General features: G+C 64.4%; 16 protein-coding genes. 3 read left to right on the top strand and 13 right to left on the bottom strand.

What is annotated here, in order from left to right; genetic code table 11:
- Position 1: 1 nt before the first annotated feature.
- From AXW67_RS22300 to AXW67_RS22250, 11 genes are all read right to left on the bottom strand, one after another.
- Complete coding sequence (locus tag AXW67_RS22300; protein WP_063679572.1) at positions 2-3,109, bottom strand: bifunctional diguanylate cyclase/phosphodiesterase; 3,108 nt, start codon at positions 3,107-3,109, stop codon at positions 2-4.
- Between the two features lie 184 nt (positions 3,110-3,293).
- Positions 3,294-4,379: a branched-chain amino acid ABC transporter permease gene (locus tag AXW67_RS22295; protein ID WP_198024651.1), complete on the bottom strand. Its 1,086-nt coding sequence runs from the start codon at positions 4,377-4,379 to the stop codon at positions 3,294-3,296.
- Complete coding sequence (locus AXW67_RS22290) at positions 4,376-5,386, bottom strand: branched-chain amino acid ABC transporter permease (RefSeq protein WP_063679571.1); 1,011 nt, start codon at positions 5,384-5,386, stop codon at positions 4,376-4,378. Before AXW67_RS22290 ends, AXW67_RS22295 begins: the two co-directional genes overlap by 4 nt.
- Positions 5,383-6,105: a branched-chain amino acid ABC transporter ATP-binding protein gene (locus AXW67_RS22285; RefSeq protein WP_027549959.1), complete on the bottom strand. Its 723-nt coding sequence runs from the start codon at positions 6,103-6,105 to the stop codon at positions 5,383-5,385. Before AXW67_RS22285 ends, AXW67_RS22290 begins: the two co-directional genes overlap by 4 nt.
- Positions 6,102-6,866 carry an ABC transporter ATP-binding protein gene (locus AXW67_RS22280; protein WP_063679570.1) on the bottom strand — a complete coding sequence of 255 codons (765 nt, stop codon included), beginning with the start codon at positions 6,864-6,866 and terminating at the stop codon, positions 6,102-6,104. The genes AXW67_RS22285 and AXW67_RS22280 overlap by 4 nt, the downstream gene beginning before the upstream one ends.
- Positions 6,867-7,036: 170 nt before the next feature.
- A complete protein-coding gene (locus tag AXW67_RS22275) occupies positions 7,037-8,221 on the bottom strand; it encodes a substrate-binding domain-containing protein (protein WP_063679569.1) in 1,185 nt (394 codons plus the stop codon).
- A 103-nt stretch (positions 8,222-8,324) separates the two neighbouring features.
- Positions 8,325-10,373 (bottom strand): acyl CoA:acetate/3-ketoacid CoA transferase, encoded by a 2,049-nt coding sequence (locus AXW67_RS22270; RefSeq protein WP_063679568.1) that lies wholly within the window; start codon positions 10,371-10,373, stop codon positions 8,325-8,327.
- A gap of 124 nt (positions 10,374-10,497) precedes the next feature.
- A complete protein-coding gene (locus AXW67_RS22265; protein ID WP_245315663.1) occupies positions 10,498-11,808 on the bottom strand; it encodes an MFS transporter in 1,311 nt (436 codons plus the stop codon).
- 196 nt (positions 11,809-12,004) lie between these two features.
- Positions 12,005-13,444 carry a sigma-54 interaction domain-containing protein gene (locus AXW67_RS22260; protein WP_027549955.1) on the bottom strand — a complete coding sequence of 480 codons (1,440 nt, stop codon included), beginning with the start codon at positions 13,442-13,444 and terminating at the stop codon, positions 12,005-12,007.
- Positions 13,445-13,702: 258 nt separating this feature from the next.
- Positions 13,703-15,439, bottom strand: coding sequence for a putative bifunctional diguanylate cyclase/phosphodiesterase (locus tag AXW67_RS22255; RefSeq protein WP_063679566.1), 1,737 nt, complete (start codon positions 15,437-15,439; stop codon positions 13,703-13,705).
- Positions 15,440-15,658: 219 nt separating this feature from the next.
- On the bottom strand, positions 15,659-16,624 hold the full coding sequence (locus AXW67_RS22250) for a sensor histidine kinase (RefSeq protein ID WP_063679565.1): 966 nt from the start codon (positions 16,622-16,624) through the stop codon (positions 15,659-15,661).
- A 179-nt stretch (positions 16,625-16,803) separates the two neighbouring features.
- Here AXW67_RS22250 and AXW67_RS22245 point away from each other — a divergent pair, with 179 nt between their 5' ends.
- Positions 16,804-17,646 (top strand): SDR family NAD(P)-dependent oxidoreductase, encoded by an 843-nt coding sequence (locus AXW67_RS22245; RefSeq protein ID WP_063679564.1) that lies wholly within the window; start codon positions 16,804-16,806, stop codon positions 17,644-17,646.
- A gap of 146 nt (positions 17,647-17,792) precedes the next feature.
- Here the strand turns inward: AXW67_RS22245 and AXW67_RS22240 are convergent, their stop codons facing one another.
- Together AXW67_RS22240 and AXW67_RS22235 are read right to left on the bottom strand one after the other, a co-directional pair.
- Positions 17,793-19,169, bottom strand: a complete 1,377-nt coding sequence (locus AXW67_RS22240; protein ID WP_063679563.1) for a cytochrome P450 — start codon at positions 19,167-19,169, stop codon at positions 17,793-17,795.
- Positions 19,170-19,295: 126 nt separating this feature from the next.
- On the bottom strand, positions 19,296-20,531 hold the full coding sequence (locus AXW67_RS22235; RefSeq protein ID WP_027549950.1) for an LLM class flavin-dependent oxidoreductase: 1,236 nt from the start codon (positions 20,529-20,531) through the stop codon (positions 19,296-19,298).
- Here AXW67_RS22235 and AXW67_RS43260 point away from each other — a divergent pair.
- Both AXW67_RS43260 and AXW67_RS22230 read left to right on the top strand, forming a co-directional pair.
- Complete coding sequence (locus tag AXW67_RS43260; RefSeq protein WP_201723702.1) at positions 20,433-20,672, top strand: hypothetical protein; 240 nt, start codon at positions 20,433-20,435, stop codon at positions 20,670-20,672. The two genes, AXW67_RS22235 and AXW67_RS43260, sit on opposite strands and share 99 nt — an antisense overlap.
- A gap of 135 nt (positions 20,673-20,807) precedes the next feature.
- Positions 20,808-22,220, top strand: a complete 1,413-nt coding sequence (locus AXW67_RS22230; protein ID WP_063679562.1) for an MFS transporter — start codon at positions 20,808-20,810, stop codon at positions 22,218-22,220.
- The last annotated feature ends 110 nt before the right edge of the window (positions 22,221-22,330 follow it).

The raw sequence follows: 22,330 nt of genomic DNA, 5'->3' as shown, positions 1-22,330 counted from the left end.
CTCAGGCCACCGCCGCCACCAGCATGTCGCCCGATCCGAACAGCTTGCGCACCTCAGCCGCAGGCTTCGGCGCGCTGAACAGATAACCCTGCATTTCCGTGCAGCCGAGCGTACGCAGCATCTCGCGCTGCGCTTCGGTCTCGACGCCTTCGGCGACGGTGGTCATGTTGCTGGCGGCGGCGATGTTCACCACCGCCTGCACGATCACGGGTGTGCCGCTCGCGTCCGCAATGTCGGCGACGAAGCAGCGGTCGATCTTGATCTTGTCGAACGGGAAGCGCTTCAGATAGCTCAGCGAAGAATAGCCCGTGCCGAAATCGTCGAGCGCGATGCGCACACCGATCGACCGGAGCTGGTGCAGGATCGAGAGCGCCGCCTCGTCGTCGCGGATCAGCACGGCCTCGGTGATCTCGAGCTCGAGCCGGCGGGGATCGAGCCCGGAGGCAGCAAGCGCGCCCGCGATCTTCAGCGCCAGCGTGTCGCATTTGAGCTGCACCGGCGAGACGTTGACCGCGAGCCGCACATGCGCCGGCCAGGTCGCGGCCTCCATGCAGGCGGTGCGCAGCACCCAGTCGCCGATCTCGGTGATCAGACCGGTATCCTCGGCGATCGGAATGAACTCGGCCGGCGATACCATGCCGCGTTCGGGATGACGCCAGCGGAGCAGCGCCTCGCACCCGGAGACCTCATTGGAGTGCAGATTGACCAGCGGCTGGTAGTTGAGCTCGAAGCCGCCGTTGACCATGGCCTGGCGCAGGTCCTGCTCCATGGTGAGGCGCGCCTTGGCGCTCGCATCCATGGCGGGCACGAAGAAGCGGTAGGTGCGGCGTCCTTCTGCCTTGGCGCCGTACATCGCGAGGTCGGCATTCTTGATGAGCTGGTCGAGGTCGGTGCCGTCCTGCGGCGCCAGCGCGATGCCGATGCTGGCGTCGGTGGAGAGCTGATGGCCGAGGCAATGATAGGGTTGGCGGATCGCCTCGTGGATGCGGGTCACGAACGACAGCACGTCGGCGGACGATTCCACCTTGGTCTGGATGACGGCGAATTCGTCGCCGCCGAGCCGTGCGATCAGATCGCCGTGCTTCAGGCAGCCGCGAATGCGGCCCGCGATCGCCTTGAGCAGCTCGTCGCCGACATGATGGCCGAGCGAATCGTTGATGCCCTTGAATTCGTCGACGTCAATGTAGAGCAGCGCGAATTGCTCGCCGTCGGCGACCTTCTCCAGCTCGCGCTCGATCTGCTCGCGGAACAGCGCGCGGTTGGGCAGGTCGGTCAGCGCATCGTAATGCGCCATGTGCGCGATCTTCTCGTCGGCCTTTCGCCGTTCCGTGATGTCCTCGATGACGTTGATGATGTAGCGCGGCTCGCCGGCCTTGTCGCGGATGCTGATGCGCTTCGAGATGACATGGCGATGGCCATGGATCCACGTCTTCCAGCTTTGCTCCTTGAGCAGCAGTCGATTGGGCGATCGCAGCAGGGCGTTATCATCGCTGGTGACGATATCGGCATCCGCTTTCGGCAGAATGTCGGCCGCCGTCTTGCCGACGATGGTCTCCCCCGATTCCGTGAAGATTTCCTCGGCGATCCGGTTGACCAGCAGATATTGCCGCGTGTGGGCATCCTTCACGGTGATCTGCGAGGGGATGTGATCGATGATCTCGCGCAGGAACGTGTAGTTGCGGTCGCGCTCCTGCTCCAGATTGCGCCGCTCGGTGATCTCCTCGATGGTGGCGACCCACCCACCCTGCGCGAGGGGGGTGTTGATCACCTGGAACGAGCGTCCGTTGGGCAGTTGATGAATCCGTGTGGAGACCGTGCCTTCGGCGACGATCCTCATCACGTCGGCGCAAAACGCCTCGACATGACCGTCGAACGCTCCACGCTCCTTGCGATGGTACATCGCCTCATGGATGTGGCAGCCGGGCTTGATGATGTCGTGCGACAGGCCGAACATGTCGGCATAGCGGCGGTTGCAGGTGACGATAGTCCCGCTGGCGTCGTACAGGATCAGTCCCTGCGACATGTTGTTGATTGCAGTGTCGAGCCGCAGCCGCTCCGCTTCCAGCCGCTCCTGGGCCTCGCGGTTCTGCCGGTTGATCTGCCGGATGATCAGAAACAGGATCAGCGCGATCACTGTGGCCGAAAGCGTTGCCGTGGTGACCATGAAGCCGGTTTGCTGCCGCCAGTCGGCCAGCGCGGCGCTCATGGTGTTGGTCGCAACGATGACCAGCGGGAAGTGCATCAGCGACGCGGCGGAGCCGAGCCGCTCCTCGCCGTCGATGGGGCTCCTGACGCGAAGCGTCTGCTGACCGCCCTTGGTCAGCACCTTCTGCATCAGCGGCGCATCCTTGAAACTCCGGCCGATCAGCTCTTCGACGTGCGGGTAGCGGGCCAGCATCTTGCCTTCGCGGTCGAACAGCGAGATGGCCGCTCCTTCGGCGAGCGCCACGGAGGCGAAATAGCGTTGATAGCTGTCGGGATCGATCCGGCGGACCATCGCGCCGAGGAAAGTGCCATCCGGCGTGCTCAGCCGGCGTGCCACGATCGTGGTCCATTTGCCGATGATGAAGCTGTGCACGGATTCCAGCAATACCGGCTCGGCAAGCGGATCCGACTTGAAGGTCTGGAAGTAGGCGCGCGCGGAGACGTTGATCTTGGGCAGCGGCTGCGCCCGCGACCAGTTGATCAGCTCGCCGTCCGCGTCGTAGATCGCGATGTCGCCGAGATAGGAAACGGCGCCGACCTTGCCACGCAGCATCTGGTTTGCGGCAGGCCCCGACATCCGCTCGCGGAACATCTCGGGCGAGGTGATCTCCGGCAGACGCATTTGTCCGATCAGATCGGCCGCGACGAGGTCGGAGTCCTCGAACTGCTGGTCGAAATGGCGTGCGATCAGCTGAACGGTGTTTTCCAGCTCGCGCTCGCGGTTGACGAGCGTGCGCTCGCGAAACTCGCCGACCGCCACGGCGGTCACGGCGAAGATGCCGGCTACGAGCAATGCGCCGGACAGGGTCAGCCACAGCACCGGGCCGCGCCGCGACGCTGCCTCCCAGCCGCCTCTCGCGGCTCGGGACATTCTGGTCGCGATCCCTGAAAATACCTGACGCATTCCCCCTCCCTGAGGGAACACGAATACACCGCACAAATGGCCTAAACCTTAGGAAAGCCAGTTACCTAAGCATTAATCCGGTTGTGCGGCCGCGATGGCGTGCAGCTCAGCGGGAATTTTCTGGTCTCATCCGCAGGTTGCGCGACACTTGCTGCAAACGTTGCGCTGCATCATTAATCGCGGCTTAATGCGGGGCGGCTGCTTTCTTGTCGCCGCCGCCACCGCGCAGCCGTCCGACCACGCCGGTCGGGAAGAAGTAGACGCTCGCAATGAACAGCAGCCCCAGCCACAGCAGCCAGCGGTCTGGGTGCAGGAGTCCCGGCAGCAGAGGCAGGCCGGCTTCGCTCGCCGCCTTGGCTGCGACACCCATCAGCGACTGGAGATAGTTTTGGGCAAGGATGAAGATCGTGGCGCCGATGATCGCGCCATAGATCGTGCCCATGCCGCCGATCACCACCATCAAGAGAATGTCCAGCATGATCGAGAAGCTGAGCGAGGTGTCGGGGCCGGCGTAGCGCAGCCAGAGCGCATTCAAGATGCCGGCACTGGCGGCGACCAGAGCGGCGAGGCAGTTGGCGTAGGTCAGGTGGAAGACGGTGCGGAAGCCGAGTGCTTCGGCGCGGAAGCGGTTCTCGCGGATCGCCTGGAGCACGCGCCCGAACGGCGAGTTCACCACCCGCAACAGACCAAGGATCATCAGCGCCGAGACGGCGAAAACGAGGTAGTAGGTCAGGGTACGGCCGTTGATCTCGAAGCCAAAGAGACTCTTGGAGATCAGCACCGTGCCGGGCCGCAGCAGCTCGGGCAATTGGAAGCTGCGGCCGTCCTCGCCGCCGGTCAGCCAGGAGAGCTGTGAGGCCAGCACCTGGAACGCGGAGGCGACCGCGAGCGTGATCATGGCGAAGAAGATCGCCGCAACCCGCAGCGAGAACAGGCCGATGGCGAGCGCGAGCAGGGCTGCGAGCGGCAGGCCGACGACGATGCCGGTTGCGACCGCGGCCCAATTGGGGCCCATCGCGTACAGCGCGATCGCGATCGCGTAGCTGCCGATGCCGTAGAACATGGTATGGGCGAACGACACCGTGCCGGTATAGCCGAGCAGCAGATCATAGGAGGCGACCAGCGCGGCGAAGACGCAGATCTTGGCCGCGACGTTCAGCGCCTTGGCGCCGGGAAACAGGAAGGGCGTCGCCGCCAGCGCCAGGATGATGACGACGAGAATGAGGGTGAGGACGCGGCTCCGCGGCGGGTCGCCGGATAAAATCATCATCGGCTGGTCACCGCATAGAGGCCGCGCGGCCGCCACATCAGGATGGCGACCATCAGCAGGATGTTGGAGACGAGGGCGAGCTTCGGCACCAGGAAGCCGCCGTAATTGGCGACCATCGCCACCAGGATGGCGCCGATGAAGCAGCCGCCGATCGATCCCAGCCCGCCGATGATGACGACGATGAAGATCAGCACGGTGAGGTCGTCGCTCATGGAGGCATGGACCTGCTCGCGATAGAGCGCCCACATCACGCCGCCGAGGCCGGCGAGTGCCGATCCCGTCATGAACACGCCGAGGAACAGGCGGCGGATGCGGTAGCCGAGCGCCTCGACCATCTCGCGGTTCTCGACCCCGGCGCGGATCAGGAGCCCGAGCTTGGTACGGTTCAGCACGAGCTGGATCGCGATGAAGACGGCGAGGCCGATCAGCGTTGCCAGCACGCGATATTTCGCGATCGCGACGTCACCGATCACGAACGAGCCGCGCAGCGAGGCGGGTAGCGGCAGCGGGATGATCTGCGGCCCCCACAGCGCATAGAGCGTCTGCTCGGCGACGATCAGGCCGCCGGTCGTCATCAGGATCTGCTTCAGGTGCTGGCCGTAGACGGGCAGGATCAGCACCCGCTCGACGACGAGGCCGAGCGCGCCCGAGACGGCCATCGAGAGCAGCGCCGCCGGCGCCAGCACGGCGAGGTTCATCCAGAGCGAGTCCGCCTGCATCGAGGCCGCGAAGGGCGCCAGTACCAGCGTCGCGATATAGGCGCCGACCGCGATGAAGGCACCGTGGCCGAAATTGAGCACGTCCATCAGGCCGAACACCAGCGTCAGGCCTGACGCCATGATGAAGATCATCATGCCCATGGCGAGGCTCGCGGCGGTCAGCGTCAGCCAGGAGCTGGTCGAGCCGATGAACGGGATCACCGCCAGCGCCAGTGCGATCGGCAGAAGGATCGGCGCGAGATCGCGCTTCGGCTTCGGCAGCGGATCGGTTGCGGCGAGTTCAGTCACTGATGCGCCTCCAGGCTCAGGCCGAGCAGCCGCTCCTGCAGCGGCACGTCGGCGGCCAGCGCCGCCATCCCGCCGCGATGGACGATGGTGCCGTTGTCCATGACCAGCACGCTGTCGCCGAGCTCGCGGGCGGCGAAGAAATTCTGTTCGACCAGCAGGATGGTGGCGCCCTTGCGCTTGATGTCCTTCAGGCATTCGATCAGCGCCATCACGATGGCGGGCGCCAGCCCCTTGGTCGGCTCGTCAATCAGCAGCAGCTTGCGCGGCTCGATGATGGCGCGCGCGATCGACAGCATCTGCTTCTGCCCGCCGGAGAGGCTCCCGGCGCGCGACAGCCAGAACCGGCGCAGCGCCGGGAAGAAGCCAAAAATCCAGTCGAGCTGGGTGTCGTCGAGCGGCCCGTCGCGCGCCGCCAGCACCAGATTCTCCTTCACCGTGAGATCGGAGAACACCGCCATGCTCTCCGGCACGTAGCCGACGCCGCGCCGCGCGATATCGGGCGTGGCGCGACTCTCGATGCGCTCGCCGGCAAGGTTGATCTCGCCGCTCGAGGCCTGCCACAGCCCCATGATGGTGCGCAGCGTCGTGGTCTTGCCGGCGCCGTTGCGGCCGAGCAGCATCGTGGTCTGCCCCTGCGGGACCACGAGATCGATGCCCTGGAGGATGTGGTAGCGGCCGATATGGGTGTGCACGCCGGACAGTGTCAGAAGGTCGGTCATGCGGCGCTCTTCGGAGCAATGCCGAGATAGGCTTCCTGCACGATCGGCGAGGCGATCACCTCGGCCGGCGGGCCGTCGGCGACGAGCTGGCCGTTATGCAGCACGATGATGCGGTCGGCGAGCGAGCGCACCACGTCCATCTTGTGCTCCACCAGCAGGATGATCTTGCTCTTGTCCTGCTTGAGCTGCGCGATCAGGTTGAGGACGACAGGCACCTCGTCGATGCTCATGCCGGCGGTCGGCTCGTCGAACATGAAGACCTTCGGCTCCAGCGCGATCATCAGGGCGACCTCGAGCTTGCGCTGGTCGCCATGCGACAGCGCGGTCGCCGGTACACCGCGCCGATTGCCGAGCGCGACCTGGTCGAGGATGCCATCGGCGCGCGCGATCAGGTCACGCCGCACCATCCAGGGCCGCAGCATGTCGTAATGGGTGCCGTTCGCCGCCTGCACGGCGAGTCGGACGTTCTCTTCCACCGTCAGGTTCGGGAAGAGATTGGTGAGCTGGAAGGCGCGCCCGAGGCCTGCGCGGGTGCGCAAGGGCGCGGAATGCTCGGTGATGTCGGTGCCGTCGAACAGGATGCTGCCGCTCGAGGCGCGAAGCTGGCCCGAGATCAGGTTGAAATAGGTGGTCTTGCCGGCGCCGTTCGGCCCGACGATGGCGGTGAGCTCGCCCGGACGAAAAATGCAGCTCACATTGTTGACCGCGACATGGCCGCCGAAGCGAATCGTCAGGTCGCGGGTTTCGACAGTCAGGGCCATTGTGAGTCCGGCGAACGATAGGGTTGGGACGTATCCAGGATCACGCTGCGCTCTCTCCCCCGCTTGCGGGGGAGGGTTGGGGAGAGGGTGTTTCCACGATTAAGACTGCCCAAGAGGACAGAGCCCTCTCCCGGCCTCCCCCGCAAGCGGGGGAGGTGAAGCAAGAGAATTCAGCGCTTGTTGCGGACCGGAACGTCCATGTCCTCGATCTTCAGCTCGCGGACCGGCTCGAGGATGGCCCAGGCGACGTTCGGATCGACCTTGACCTTGAAGTGATACATGCTCTGCAGCGCCTGATGGTCTTCTTTGCGGAACACCATCTTGCCCTTCGGCGTGTCGAATTCCAGGCCTTCCATCGCCGTGATCAGCTTCTCGGTGTCGGTCGACTTCGCCTTGGTGACGGCGGCGACGACGGACATCGCGGCGGCGAATCCGCCTGCGGTGAAGAAGTCCGGCGGCGCGTTGAAGCGCTTCTGGTGCTCGGCGACCAGCCAGTCGTTCACCGGGTTCTTCGGAATGTCATAGTAGTAATAGGTCGCGCCTTCCATGCCCGGCAGGCCCTTGTAGGCGGCGAGCGCCGGCAGGATGTTGCCGCCGGTCGAGAGCTCGATGCCGTAGCGCTTCGGGTCCATGTCCTGGAGCTTGGCGAGTGGATTGCCGGCGCCGGCCCAGATCACCCAGATCACCTTGCGGCCGGGCTTGTCCTTCAGCGCATCGAACAGGCGCTGGCCGACTGCGGTGAAGTCGGTCGTGTTGGTCGGGGCATATTCTTCCGCCGCCAGCGTCGCGCCGGTCTTGGCGAGTGCTTCCTTGAAGGCGGCGACGCCGTCGCGGCCGAAAGCGTAGTCCTGCGCCAGCGTCGCAACGGTGACGCCCTGCTTGCCGATCGCAACCGCGTTGGAGATCGCGTCCTGCGAGGAGTTGCGCGCCGTGCGGAAGATGTAGCGATTCCACTTCTCGCCGGTAATCTGGTCCGCAACCGCCGGCTCGACGATCAGGATCTTCTTGTTTTCCTCGGCGACGGGGAGATTGGCGAGCGCCGCGGCCGACGAGGTCGTGCCGATCGCGATGTCGGCCTTGTCGTCCTGATAGGCTTCGGCCAGCGCCGCCTTCGAGAGGTCCGGCTTGCCCTGGTCGTCCTTGGTGATGATGACGATCTTGCGACCGTCGAGCGTCATGGTGCCCTTGGTGGCATATTCAAAACCCATCTGCAGGCCGGTCTCGGTCTGCTTGGCATAGGCCTCGAGCGGACCGGTCTTGCCGTAGATCAGCGCGACCTTGAGGTCATCTGCGCGCGCGGACGTCGCCGCGGCAAGGCCGAGAATGGTTGTTGTGATGATGAATGACAAACGCAAGACAGTCCCTCCCGATAAAATTTGTTGGGCAACAGCGATTTGCACAGCCCGACGAACATTGCAATTGAACCTTCCGGCCGAGGCCGTGCCTGCAAGATGCGCATCATTTTTCCGCCCGCCGCGCCGCGCGCTGCGCATCGCCGTCGGACGCGACGTCCTCGGTCTGGCGCCAATCCGATTGCGCCTCTTCGGCGCTCTCGAAGATGTGCGGCGCAACGCCACGCTTCTCCAGCGCTTCGCCAAGCTTGATTCGCAGGAAGCCGGAGGTGGTGTAGCGCGAGACGCCCGCATAGAAGCGATCGGTGAGGCTTCGCACCATGGCGGAATAATCGTCGAGCAGCTCGGGCAGGATCGAGAAGTTGTCATAATTGACGATGGCATAGACCCGGCGGCCGAGCGGGGCGAGCCTGGCCTCGACGATCGCCGCGATCGCGTCGATCTCGGCCTTGCTGCGCAGGGGAAAGCGCTCCAGATTGACGAAGAACAGGTTCTGCTGCTCGTCGAGCGTGAAGCGCTGGTCGAGCGGGATGGTGAGCAGCCGCTCGCGCAAATCCATGGGAGCGTCACGGAAGATGCGGGCATCCATCAGCATGGGATCGCGCGGAACCAGCGGCTTGAAGTCCATCAGGCGCAGAATATCGCGCTCGATATCGATGCCGGGCGCGACTTCCGTGAGCTCGATCCCGTCAGGGCGAAGCTCGAACACGCAGCGCTCGGTGACGTAAAGAACGCGCTGTCCGCGCGCGGCGGCAACGGCGCCGCTGAAGGTGACGTGCTCGACCTTATCGACGAATTTGCGCGACGTGGCCTCCTGGAGGATCGACAGCCTGCCGTCATTGACCGCGATGCGCTGCCTGCCCGCACCGAAGGTGCCGACGAAGACGACCTCCTTGGCGTTCTGGCTGATGTTGATGAAGCCGCCGGCGCCGGCGAGCTTCGGACCGAACTTGCTGACATTGAGATTGCCGGCGCGGTCGACCTGGGCGAGCCCGAGAAAGGCGGCATCTAACCCGCCGCCGTCATAGAAGTCGAACTGGTAGGGCTGGTCGATCACGGCCTGCGTGTTGATCGCGGCGCCGAAATCGATGCCGCTGGCGGGGATGCCGCCGATCACGCCGGGCTCCGCCGTCAGCGTGATGAGGTCGATGATCCGCTCTTCGTTGGCGACGGAGGCGATCCCCTCGGGCATGCCGATGCCGAGATTGACGACGCTGTTGGCCTTCAGCTCGAAGGCGGCGCGGCGGGCGATGATCTTGCGCTCGCTCATCGGCATCACCGGCAGCGAGGCGGCGCGGACCCGGATCTCGCTCGAGAAGGCCGGATTGTATTGCGTGCCGAAGGTCTGCCAATGGTGTTCGGGCTTTGCCACGACGACGCAATCGACGAGAATGCCGGGAATCTTGACCTGGCGCGGATTGAGGCTGCCGCTCTCGGCGACGCGTTCGACCTGAGCGATGACGATGCCGCCGGAATTATGCGCCGCCATCGCAATGGCGAGCGCCTCGAGCGTCAGCGCCTCCTTTTCCATGGTGAGGTTGCCGTCGGGATCGCCGGTGGTGGCGCGGATGATCCCGACATTGATCGGGAAGGTCTTGTAGAGCAGGCACTCTTCGCCGCCGATCGTGATCAGTTCGACCATCTCCTCGGTGGTGCGTGCATTCAGCTTGCCGCCGCCGTTGCGGGGGTCGACGAATGTGCCCATGCCGACGCGGGTGATGTGTCCCGGCCGGTGCGCGGCGATGTCGCGGAACAGGTGCGTGATCACGCCCTGCGGCAGGTTGTAGGCCTCGATCTGATTGGCGATCGCGAGCTGCTGCAGTTTTGGCGCAAGGCCCCAGTGCCCGCCGATGACGCGGCGGACCAGGCCTTCATGGGCGAAATGGTTGAGGCCGCGATGCTTGCCGTCGCCTTGTCCGGCGGCATAGACCAGCGTCAGATTGCGCGGCTTGCCTTGCGTGTAGGGCGCATCGCCTTCGTTGGAGAGATAGAGCTCCTCCAGCGCCAGCGCGATCTCCTCGGCAAAGCCGATGCCGACGAAGCCGCCGGTGGCGACCGTGTCGCCGTCACGGATCAGCATGACGGCTTCCGCCGCGGTGACGACTTTGCCCTTCTCGGCGTTGCGCAAATAGGGCAAGGCAGGATGCTGGCTCATGGCATTCCCTCCCATGTCTGTTGCGGACCGCATGCCCGTTCTTCTCGTTTGGCCTTATTGGTATCGCGTCGAGCGGCTGGCGACCAGCCGCTCCGGCGTCGCGGGGGGACCGCGCTCAGCCCATTCAGGGCTGAGCGACCTTGCGCGTTTCGGTGGCGAAATACACCGACACGACGGTGATGATGGCCAGCCCGATCATGTAGAGCGAGATCGGCCAGGTCGCAGGGGCGTAAGCCGTCATCAGGCCGGTCGCGATCAGCGGCGACAGCGCGCCGGCGAAGATCGAGGCAAGGTTATAGCCGAGCGAGACACCGCTATAGCGGACCTTGGTTCCGAACAGCTCCGACAGGAAGCTCGCCTGCGGCCCGTACATCGCGGCGTGACCGACCGCGAGGCCCAGCACGATCGCGATCCAGGCGAGGTGCGGGTTCTTGGTCGACAGCAGCATGAACAGCGGGAACGACATCAGCGCCGAGAATACGGCGCCGAAAATGTAGATCGGTCGCCGTCCGACCTTGTCGGACAGCGCGCCGAAGGCCGGAATGGTGAAGGTTTCGATCGCCGCTGCGATCAGGACGCCGTTCAGCATGTCCTGCTTGTTCATGCCGAGCGATTGCGTTGCATAGGCGAGCACGAAGGTGGCGTAGATGTAGAAGAAGCCGTTCTCGGCGAAGCGCGCGCCCATCGCCAGCAGGATGTTCTTGGGATACATCCGGATCGCGTCGACGATCGGCATCTTCACTTCCTGCTTGGAGTCCTTGACCTTCTGGAACTCCGGCGATTCCGCGATGGTGAAGCGGATCCACAGGCCGACCAGCACCAGCGCGATCGAGAACAGGAACGGAATGCGCCAGCCCCAGGCATAGAGCTGGGCGTCGGTGAGCATCGAGGACACCACCGAGAACACCAGCGTGCCGAGCACGAGGCCGAGCGGGGCGCCGAGCTGCGGCCAGCTTCCGTAAAAGCCCTTCTTGTCCTCGGGCGCGTGCTCGACCGCCATCAGCACCGCGCCGCCCCATTCGCCCCCGAGCCCAAAACCCTGGACCAGCCGGCAGGTGACGAGCAGGACCGCGGCCCAGATGCCGGCGGTCTCGTAGGTCGGAAGGAAGCCGATCGCCGCAGTCGCCGCGCCCATGATCAGGAGCGTCAGATAGAGCATGGTCTTGCGGCCGATCTTGTCGCCGTAGTGACCGAACACGACGCCGCCGAGCGGGCGGGCAATGAAGCCGAGGGCGTAGGTCGCGAACGCCAGGAGCGTGCCGACCATGGCGTCGAAGGTGGGAAAGAACAGCTTGTTGAAGATCAGCGCCGCGGCGGTGCCGTAGAGGAAGAAGTCGTACCATTCGATCGCCGTGCCGATCAGGCTCGCGGTGGCGACCGTGACATGCGAGGGCTGTTTCGCCTCAAGCTGATTGACGGTGATCGCTCCACTCATCTTGCGTCCTCCCTGGTTGCGAATGCGCATTTGCAGCATGCGTCATTGTGCAAAGCGAAGAGCAAGCTCCGCGCCAGTTGCGGTCGGTTTGCGCAAAATGGCTGAAAACCCGGCATTTCCTGCGCCTGGTCCGGGAAAAGGGCGCAAGACGCCGTGTCCGGAATCCGAGACTCCGGACAGTCCCGTGTCTCGTAATTCAGACGGAGGAGGGTCCCGAGGCCAGGCCGAACTTGGCGAGCTTCTTGTAGAAGGTCGCGCGCGAGATACGCAGCATCTTGGCGGCTTCCGAGATCTGGCCATTGCTGGCGGCGAGCGCCTGTTCGAGTGTGTGCTTCTCGAACTCGGCCTCGGCTTCGGCATAGGGCACCACGATGCCGGCCGGCCGCGCCGGCGCGGCGTGCCTGGTCTCGATGCCGACGGGGAGAATGCGGACGAAATCGTCGCCGGTCAGTCGTGCGGAATCGCTGAGGATCAGCGCGCGCTCCAGGATGTTGCGGAGCTCGCGGACGTTGCCCGGCCAATCGTAGCGGGCGAGCGCGGCGAGTGCGCTCGGCGTGATCTTGGCGTTGACGTAGTCGCCGGAGGCGCTGATGTCCTCGAGCAGCCGCGCACAGATCTCGGGCAGATCATCGAGGCAGTCGCGCAAGGGAGGCAGGTCGATCGAGAGCACGTTCAGACGGTAGTAGAGGTCGGCCCGGAACGCGCCCTCGCTGACGCGCTTGTGCAGATCGACATTGGTCGCGGCAACCACGCGGACGTCGACCTTCGATACCTTGTCGGAGCCGAGCGGCTCGATCTCGCGCTCCTGCAGCACGCGCAGGAGCTTTGCCTGCAATTGCAGCGGCATTTCGCCGATCTCGTCGAGGAATAGCGTGCCGCCATCGGCGATGCGGAATTTTCCTTCGCGGCCTTTGCGGTCGGCGCCGGTATAGGCGCCGGGCGCGGTGCCGAAGAATTCCGACTCGATCAGCGTGTCCGGGATCGCGGCGACGTTGACGCTGACGAACGGCTTGTCGGCGCGGGACGAGGCATTGTGTATAGCCTGCGCCAGCATTTCCTTGCCCGTTCCGGTTTCGCCGGTGAGAAGCACCGTGACGCTCTGCCGCGCGGCGCGGCCTGCGAGCTCCTTGGCCCGGGCGATGCCCGGCGTCTTGCCGACGAAGTCGGCGAAAGTGAAGCGCGCCGCGCGGGCGTTCGACAATTGCCGGCGGGCCAGCCGCAGATCGCTCTCGAGCTGGCTGACGCGGGCGAGCAGCGGTTTGAGGCTTTCGAGGTGATCATAGAGCACGAAGCCGATCGCGCCGATCACCGTCCCTCTCTCGTCCTCGATCGGCATGCGCGTGACGACGAGCTGCTCGCCGCCGAGCTCCATGATGTCGAGCAGGATCGGCTCGCCGGTCTCGGCCACCTTCCGCATCAGGCTGTTCGGGATGATCTCCTCGATGGGACGGCCGATCGCCTCGGTGGTGCGCTTGAGGCCGAGGGAGGTGAGATACTTCTCGTTGACGTAGACGACCCGGCCGTTGCGATCGATCGCAATTGCGCCCTCGCAGAGCTTTTCCAGCCGTTCGAACAGCGTCTCCATCGCGCGCGCACGGAGATAGACGGGATCGCTGACGGAGGCGGGGACGGACATGGCGTACCTCGGACGAAGTCCACCTGCTTATTACCAAAAGGGTAGCAATTTCAAAGCGGGATTTGGTGGATGAGCCGCTCTCGATCTATCCCCGTCACCCTGAGGTGGCCGCTTCTCCAGCGACCCTCGAAGGGCGACGGCCCGGCTGCATCCCGGCCGTTCATCCTTCGAGGCTCGACCCACGATGCATTCGCATCGTGGGTCTCGCACCTCAGGATGACGGAATGATCAGCTCATCGCATGATCGCGTCGCGCCCCCTACCGCCGGTACCCGCTCGCGCGCGAATAGCCCTGGCGGTTTTGCTGCATCGGGCGGCTTGCGACGCTGACGCGCGCCTCGCTGGAGGCCGGCGTTGCCAGCTTCAGCTCCTCCAGGAAGATCGGCCGGGCGAAGTAATAGCCCTGCGCGTAGCGGATCTTGGTTGCGGCCTGCAGATAGGCCAGCTCCTCGTAGGACTCGAGCCCCTCGGCGACGACGGTCATTCCGAGCGCTTCGCTCAAGGATTCGATCGCGCGCAAGATGCCCTGGCTGCGCGGACGCTTATGGATGTCGGTGATGAAGGAGCGGTCGATCTTGATCTCGTCGGCGGTGATGTCGGCGAGCGCAGACAGCGAGGAATAGCCGGTGCCGAAATCGTCGATGGAGATGCCGACGCCGAGCTTGCGGAACATCGGCAGGATCTCGGCCTGGAAATGATTCTTGGCCACGAACGCGTCTTCCGTCACCTCGATCATGAAGCGCTGGGGAAAGCCGGTCTCCTCCAGCGCCTGCGCGAAGGTGCGCATGAATTCGGGATTGCCGGCCTGCTTGGCGGCAACATTGATGCTGATGGTGGCTTCGGCGCCGAACGTGTCGTTGATCAGGTCGATCGACTTCACGATCTCGGCGAGCACGAGATGGGTCAGCTCGTCGATCAGCCCCAGCTCGCTGGCGAGGTTGATGAACGAGCCGGGTGCCTGGATCACGCCCTCGTCGTCGCGTAGGCGCACCAGCGCCTCGATGCCCTTCACCGCCTGCGTCCTGATGTCGACCTTGGACTGGAAGGCACAGCAGAAGCGCTTCTCCAGGATCGCGAGCCGCAGCGACTGCTCGATCTTCATGCGCGCGAGCGCCTCGCGCTCCATGCTGGAATCGAAGAAGGCCGCCGTGCCCTTGCCGTTGTTCTTGATCCGGTACATCGCGATATCGGCATTCTGTCGCAGCATCTCGAAGCTGCGGCCGTGATCCGGGTACAGGCTGACGCCGACGGAGGTGGAGGCGAAGATCTCGGAATGATCGATGAAGAAGGGTGCGGTCAGCCGCTTCAGCGTCGACTGCATGAACTCGGCGACCTCCTGCTCGCTCTCGATCGGCGAGAGCAAGAGCAGGAATTCGTCGCCGGAGATGCGCGACAGCATGTCGGTTTCGCGCAAGTCCCTGCCGAGCCGCTTCGATAGCTCGACCAGCAGCGCGTCGCCTACGGCGTGGCCGTAATAGTCGTTGATGTGCTTGAAATTGTCGACATCGAGGAAGGCGAGCGCGAAGCGTTCGCCGGACTTCTCGCGTGCGAGAATGCTGTTTGCGCGATGCTCGATCACACGCCGTGACGGCAGCCCGGTCAGCTCGTCGAAATAGGCCGAGCGGAACAGCTGGTCCTCGAAGTTCTTCTGCTCGGTGATGTCCGCGGAGGCCGAGATCAGGAGGTCGCGGCCGGAAAGGCGGACCGGCCGGTGCGTGGTGAGCAGCACCTGGCGCGCGGCGCCGTCCTGCAGCGCTTCCTCGGTGACGATGGCCTGGCCGGCTTTCAGTGCCTGCTGGCAGGCATCCCGGCGCTGCGCGAGATCGTGTGCGGGGCGGCTGCCGTCCATGCCGAGCTGGGCGGCGGCGGCATCGTTAACCAGGAGAAGGTCGCCGCGCGCGTCCTGAACGGTCAGGCCGGCGGGCAGCATTCTAATGATTTCCTTGAGAAATCCGAGTTCGGCTTCACCCGCGCCGGAGTATTTGTTGTCGTTCATAGAATTCATGAATCTTCTTGTTCAGGCGCGCTTTTGCAATGCGCGCGATCATGCGCAGCTCCCTCTTAGGTTTGGTTAAGGGGTCCGCAGAAATACGAGGGTGTTTTGGCGGAAACTTGCGACGTTGCGACGCGCGGCGCCGATCGTCATTAACAGAGCGTCAACAGCGCTTGCGAAACCGCGAGCGAAGCGCGCGATCTGCTTTCGTTTGCGGCGAGGCTATCCCTTTTGCGGGATGCGACACTGCATGATGCAATGCAGCCCGGTCTTCAGATACGAGATCTCGGTCTTGCCGTCGAAGGCGGACAGTGCCGACTTCAGCAATTTGGTGCCGAAGCCGGGTGCGGACACCTTGTCGACCGTCGGGCCCTCGGTTTCATCCCAGGTGATGGTGAGACGATCGTCGTTGACGGTCCATGACACCTGCAGCAGTCCGCGCGGCGAGGAGAAGGCGCCGTATTTGCCCGCATTGGTGGCGAGCTCGTGGAACATCAGTGACAGCGTGACCGCGAGCTTCGCCGGCAGGAACAGCCGATCGCCGTTGAGCGTGAAGCGGACATGGCCGTAGGGACCGAGCTCCGAGATCAGGAGGTCACGGATGTCGCAGCCGGTATTGTCGATCCGCGAGATCAGATCGTCGGTTGCGGCCAGCGACCGCAACCGCGGATCGATCCTGGACCAGACCTGCGGCTGCTCGTGCAGCACCTGGTGCAGCACGGCATGCACCGTCGAGAGCTTGTTCTTCAGCCGGTGCTGGAGCTCGTCGACCAGGAGCTTGCGATAGTCCTCTTCCTCGATCAGGCGTTTGGCGATCCGGCGCTGCTCCACCAGCATCGTGCGGTAGTGCTCGACGCCCCAGATGGTGAGCGCACAGACGGCCCAATAGAGCGCCATCAGTGCAAATCGCGCGTGGTCGGCAACGGTGTCGCCGAAGTTCAGGACCACGCCGAGCACGCCGCCGACGATCGCCGTCAAAATGCCGATCCGGAAACCTCCGAACGCGGTGGCAAAGAACACGGCCGGGAAGTACGGAGTGAAGTAGACGTCAGGGCGGACATGGGCGAGGCCCCAGCGCGCCAGCGTTGCAAGCGCGATGCAGGCCGCCGCGAAGACGAGGCTCAGGCCGAGCGACGGCGGCGCCACGCCCTGCCAGCCTTTCCGGAATTCGTCGACCAGCTTCACCATGCGCGGCCCAATCGCGTCGTGGGTTCGAAATTCGAGCGGCAGGTGAGAATGTTACGCATAACGCGCACGCAAGCATAGCTTGCCTTGCCGGGAGCGGGGCGGGATAGTTGCCATTGCGGCCGCGGCATCGACCGGTGCCCGCCAATTGGCCTCAAATCACTCAAAAAGGGGAACATTCAATGGGCAGGCTGGACGGCAAGGTTGCGGTGATCACCGGTGCGACGAGCGGAATCGGACTGCGTACGGCGGAAGTCTTCGTTGCGGAAGGTGCCAAAATTGTGATCGCAGGTCGCCGTATACCGGAGGGCGAAGTTTTGGCGCGACAACTCGGCGCCGCCTGTATCTTCCGCCAGACGGATGTGACGGTGGAAGAGCAGATGCGCGCGCTGATCGCGCTTGCGGTGGAAAAGTTCGGCCGGATCGATTGCCTCTTCAACAACGCCGGCGGACCGGCACAAACCGGCGGTATCGAAGGCCTCGAGGTCGAGCGCTTCGATGCGGCGATGGCGACACTGGTGCGGAGCGTCATGCTCGGTATGAAGCACGCCGCGCCCTACATGAAGAAGCAGGGGTCTGGCAGCATCATCAACAATGGCAGCATCGCTGGCCGCCTCGCCGGTTTCTCCTCCTCGATGGTCTATGGTGCGGCCAAGGCCGCGGTGATCCACCTCACCAAATGCACGGCAATGGAACTCGGCGAGTCCAACGTGCGGGTCAATTCGATCTCGCCGGGGGCAATCGCGACCGGCATCTTCGGCAAGGCGCTGGGGCTAACGACCGAAGCCGCCGAGAAGACGCCGGCGGTGATGCGCGAGGTCTATAAGAGCGCGCAGCCGATCCCGCGCGCGGGCCTTCCTGACGACATCGCGCACGCCGCGGTGTTCCTGGCCAGCGACGAGTCGAGCTTCATCAACGGCCATGATCTCGTCATCGACGGCGCCATGACCGGTGGCCGCAACTGGAGCCAGCAGCAGCAGGGCTATGTCGCGCTGCGCAAGGCATTCGATCAGGGGGCGGGGTAGGTCTCGTGCCCCGGACGCAGAATCCGTAGGGGGGCAAAGGCGCGTTCTTCGCGCGCCGTGCCCACCAACGGTGCTTGAACCTGGAGGAGATGTGGTGGGCACGCTTCGCTTTGCCCACCCTACGATCTACTGTCCGTGTGGCGAATTCACACCGCCTTGACCACCACCCGCAGCCCGTCCCTCGGCTTCGGGATCGGCCACATCTGCCAGTCAGGCTTGTAGCCGGGCTCCAGCGACACCTCGATGTTCTGCAGGAAATGCCGCGCGAAGCATTTCGCCTGCATGTAGGCGAAGTGCAGGCCGAGGCACATATGCGCGCCGCCGCCGAACGGCACCCAGGCGAAGCGGTGACGATTGCGCTGTGCCTCCTCGGTGAAGCGCAGGGGATCGAAGCGGTCCGGCTCCGGCCAGATGTCCTCCATGTAGTGCGTAAAGAGCGGATTGACGCCGACCGAGGTGCCGGCAGGAATCGCAAAGCCCTTGAAGGTGAAATCGCGCATGGCGCGGCGCGGCATCGACGGCACCGGTGGTCTGATCCGTAGCGTCTCCCTGAACGCCATGTCCGACAGCGGCATTTTTTCCAGATCGTCAACGCCTGTGGACGCGTCGGCTGCCAGCCTGAGCGCAAAAACCTCGCTGCGCAGCCTCTGCTGCCAATCGGGGTACGCCGCGAGCGCGCCGATGAAGGACGTCAGCGACGAGGTCAGCGTATCGTGGGCGGCCATCATCAGGAAGCTCATGTGGTCGATGATGTCCTGTTCGGAGAGCAGCGCACCGTCCTCATGGGTGGCGCGACAAAGCTGCGAGAACAGGTCCTCGCCGCCGTCTTTGGCGCGGCGGAGCGGAATCTGTTCGCGAAAATAGGCGACGACGCGCTTCCGCCCGGCCACGCCGCGCGCCATCTGCGTGCCCGGCAGCGGACGGCGGATCGGGGCGACAGAGGCTGCCACCATGTCGGCAAAAGCGCGGTTGATCTCGTTGACCTCCGGTCCGATATCGGCGCCGAGGAAGGAGGTCGCGGCGAGATCGAGCGTGAGCTGCTTCATCGCCGGATAAAGCTGCATCACGCCAGGCTTCGCCTTCCACTGCGCGATCCGCGCTGCGATGCCCTTGTCGAGGTCGATGAGATAGGACTTCATCGGCCCGGACTTGAAGGCGACCGACAGTGCCTTGCGGTGCAGGCGGTGCTCTTCGAAATCGAGCAGCATCAGGCCGCGCGGGAACAACAGTTCGAGCACGCGGTTCCAGCCATGGGTCGATGAGAACAGCTTTTGCTGGTCGAACAGCACGAACTCGTTGGCCTCGGGTCCGAGCAGCACGACGTTGGTCTGGCCAAAGGTGTGGGTGCGATAGACGAGACCGTATTTCGCAGCGCACGCCTCGACATTGCCCTTCGGGTCGGCCAGCACCTCGAATGTCTTGCCGATGATCGGCCAGCCCTCGTCGCCCGGGATATGCTTCAGCTCGTTGCGCTTGGGCGACACGAAGCCGAGCGCAGGCGAGGCGACGTTCTGCATCGACATGACGAGTGCTCCGGTTGGCGGGCCGAACGGAACAGCGCGACCACGGCATTATTGCGGCCCGCGCAGCATAGCACAGGCCGGTAGATAACATGTGATCGTCATTTAGCGCGTGGCTGCGATCGGGACTTACCGCTTCGCCGCTTCCTTCTGCAAATCCGGCGCGTTCACGGCCGGAATCGCAACGCGGCCCGGGCCGGTTACCTTCAGCGCCTCGGCGGCCTTCTCGTTCTCCATGATCTTGGCCATCACGGCCTGGCCGGCGCGTTCGAAGATCGCGCGATTCTCGATCACGAATTTTTGCGACTTGCGCAGGCCATCGATGTAGCCGTTGATCTCCGGCACCACGTAGCGCGCGACCAGGTCCCAGCTCCGGCGGGTGTTCTCCGGATTGGCCCAGTCGTGCACGAAGCCGATGATGGCCCCGACGCCGCCGGACACCTGCATCACGTTCTTGATGGTTTTGACGAGATCGTCGGGCGTGCCGATGGTGGAGGCCGCGCCCTCGACGAAGGCGGTCTTGTCCACGGCCTCGTCGGGCGAGGAGAATGCCGTGAGTCCCGGCCGTTGCAGCGTGCCGACATTATATTCGTTGTGCCAGCGCATCAGGCCGGCGCCGGCTTCGCGGCGGGCCTGCTCGCGGGTCTCGGCGATGTGCCAGGTCAGGAGCACGCGCCAGTCGGCGCGATTGACCTTGGTGCCGTGCTTCTTCGCGGCATCCTCGGCGAATTGCCATTGCTGCTGGAGCGACATCAGGCCCTGCGTCGTCATCGAGCCCAGCGAGATGATGCCGATGCCGTATTTGCCGGCCAGCGTCATGCCGGACGGCGAGATTTGCGAAGCCACCACGAACGGCATCTCCTCCTGCAGCGGCAGGATCTGGAGCGCGGCGTCGTTCATGGTGAACCAGTCGCTCCTGGCGGTGACGCGCTCGCCGTTGAAGAGACGGCGGATCACACCGATCGCCTCGTCCTGGCGGTCGCGCTGGGTCATCGGATCGATGCCGAGCGTGTGTGCGTCCGAGGCCAGCGCGCCGGGACCGGAGCCGAAGATGGCGCGGCCGCCGGTCATGTGATCGAGCTGCACCATGCGCTGGGCGACGTTGAAGGGATGATGATAGGGCAGCGACACCACGCCGGTGCCGAGCTTGATGCGCTTGGTGCGCTCGCCCGCCGCGGCCAGGAACATTTCGGGAGAGGCAATCATCTCCCAGCCGGAGGAGTGATGCTCGCCGCACCAGAACTCGTCATAGCCGAGGCTATCTAATTGCTCGACGAGATCGAGATCGCGCCGGAACTGGAGCATCGGATGCTCCCCGATCGGGTGATGCGGGGCAAGAAAGGCTCCGAATTTCAGGCGCGCCATGGCGTTCTCTCCGGCTTGTTTTCTGTTTTGTTGCCCGCGCGAGGCTACGTGCTGGCGGATGCGAAGGCAATCGCGGCACATCCCGCGCGACGGAATGCGGGCATGCGGAGAGACGAGAGGAATGGCCTTCTTCTCGGCTAGCACGATCCCTCCTCTCCCTCTCCCCGTTCTTACGGGGAGAGGCGAAGGAAGCGCGGAAATCCTACCTCCGAGGTAATCGCCGGCGCCTCATCCGATCTGAAATCATCGGGCAACGACATTGAAGGTCCTGCGCCGATGCATCAGATCGTCACACAACAAGTCGATTCGACCCGGCGCTGGTGGGTGCTGGCGATCGTCGTGGCCGCGCAGTTCATGTTCGGGGTCGATGCCTTCGTGGTCAACGTCGCCATCCCCACGATTGCGATCGATCTGCAAGCGACGCCCGCGCAGATCGAATCCGTGATTGCGATCTATCTGATCGCCTATGCCACGCTCGTCGTCACCGGCGGCCGGCTCGGCGACATCCACGGTACGAAAAACGTGTTCCTGGCCGGTGTGCTCGGTTTCACCGTGACGTCGCTGTGGTGCGGCCTGGCGCAATCCGGCGCGGAGCTGATCATCGCGCGGCTGGCGCAGGGCGCGACCGCGGCGCTGATGGTGCCGCAGGTGCTGGCGACGCTGCATCTGCTCTTCACCGACGAATCGCGCAGCCGCGCCTTCGGCATCTATGGCATCGTGCTTGGACTTGCCGGCGCCGCAGGCTTCCTGCTCGGCGGTCTCCTGGTCACGATCGATCTTGCCGGAACCGGCTGGCGCTCGGTATTCTTCGTCAACGTGCCGTGCGGACTCGTCATCGCCGCCGCCGCTTGGCGCATCATGCCGTCGGTGCCGCGCCGCGCCACGACCCGGCTCGACATCAAGGGCAGCGTCGTCCTGTTCGCAGGTCTGTTGGGCCTGATCGGGCCGCTGCTGTTCGGCCATGACGTCGGCTGGGCGCCGTGGCTGTGGGCGGTGATGGCGATCGGCGGCGTCATCCTCGCCGCATTCCCCAAGCTCGAACATGCGGTCGCGCGCGCCGGCGGCATGCCGCTGATCGATCTGACGCTGCTGTCGGATGCCGGCTTTCTGCGCGGCCTCGGCGCGGCATTCTTCTTCTTTGTTGCCAATCTGTCATTTTATCTGGTCATGACGCTGTTCATGCAGCGGGGATTGAGGATCCCGCCGCTGTCGGCCGGCATGGCCTTCATTCCCCTTGCGCTCGCCTTCGTGGTGGCGTCGCGCCACAGCGGTGCGCGGGCGCGGCATCGCGGCACCAAGGTGTTGATCGAGGGCTGCGCGCTTCAAATCGCGGGCCTCGCAGCACTGGCATTCGTTGTGGGCCATGTCGATACGACGACGCCGATCTGGCTCGCGCTCACCATGATCATCTTCGGCTACGGTCAGGGATTGGTGATGGCGCCGCTCTCCGGCGCCGTGCTCTCGACGGTGAAGCCCGCTGCTGCAGGCTCTGCATCCGGCATGTACGGCACGACAGCGCAGATCGGAAATGCGGCCGGAGTGGCCGCAATCGGTGCAGTTTTCTTCGCCGTCGAATCATTGCAATCAGCGCGCGCAGGATTCTTCGTCTCGCTCGCCTTGTTCGCGACGTTAATCATGATCTGCGCCGCATTTCTGGCATGGATGCGCCGCGCATCTGCACGAAGTTGAGGCACCGCGGTTAATACCTGCGGATTTCTGCGGGTTTTCCCGCGATTCCGGGCAGATCGACAGCACACGGGCTTTTTATTTTGCACTGCAGCAACTATTTGGTTTGGGTG

Origin of the sequence: Bradyrhizobium neotropicale (assembly GCF_001641695.1) — a bacterium.
In the GTDB taxonomy this organism is placed as follows: Bacteria; Pseudomonadota; Alphaproteobacteria; order Rhizobiales; family Xanthobacteraceae; genus Bradyrhizobium; species Bradyrhizobium neotropicale.
Note: the sequence above shows the minus strand (reverse complement) of the source record. Positions and strands in the feature narration are given on the sequence as shown.

Bases quoted from the DNA above. Each gene is read 5' to 3' on its own strand.
- AXW67_RS22265 (WP_245315663.1), bottom strand. From the start codon at position 11,808: ATGAGTGGAGCGATCACCGTCAATCAGCTTGAGGCGAAACAGCCCTCG.
- AXW67_RS22230 (WP_063679562.1), top strand. From the start codon at position 20,808: ATGCATCAGATCGTCACACAACAAGTCGATTCGACCCGGCGCTGGTGG.
- AXW67_RS22255 (WP_063679566.1), bottom strand. From the start codon at position 15,439: ATGAACGACAACAAATACTCCGGCGCGGGTGAAGCCGAACTCGGATTT.
- AXW67_RS22260 (WP_027549955.1), bottom strand. From the start codon at position 13,444: ATGTCCGTCCCCGCCTCCGTCAGCGATCCCGTCTATCTCCGTGCGCGC.
- AXW67_RS22300 (WP_063679572.1), bottom strand. From the start codon at position 3,109: ATGCGTCAGGTATTTTCAGGGATCGCGACCAGAATGTCCCGAGCCGCG.
- AXW67_RS22235 (WP_027549950.1), bottom strand. From the start codon at position 20,531: ATGGCGCGCCTGAAATTCGGAGCCTTTCTTGCCCCGCATCACCCGATC.
- AXW67_RS22240 (WP_063679563.1), bottom strand. From the start codon at position 19,169: ATGTCGATGCAGAACGTCGCCTCGCCTGCGCTCGGCTTCGTGTCGCCC.
- AXW67_RS22250 (WP_063679565.1), bottom strand. From the start codon at position 16,624: ATGGTGAAGCTGGTCGACGAATTCCGGAAAGGCTGGCAGGGCGTGGCG.
- AXW67_RS22270 (WP_063679568.1), bottom strand. From the start codon at position 10,373: ATGAGCCAGCATCCTGCCTTGCCCTATTTGCGCAACGCCGAGAAGGGC.
- AXW67_RS22245 (WP_063679564.1), top strand. From the start codon at position 16,804: ATGGGCAGGCTGGACGGCAAGGTTGCGGTGATCACCGGTGCGACGAGC.
- AXW67_RS22280 (WP_063679570.1), bottom strand. From the start codon at position 6,866: ATGGCCCTGACTGTCGAAACCCGCGACCTGACGATTCGCTTCGGCGGC.
- AXW67_RS22295 (WP_198024651.1), bottom strand. From the start codon at position 4,379: ATGATGATTTTATCCGGCGACCCGCCGCGGAGCCGCGTCCTCACCCTC.
- AXW67_RS22285 (WP_027549959.1), bottom strand. From the start codon at position 6,105: ATGACCGACCTTCTGACACTGTCCGGCGTGCACACCCATATCGGCCGC.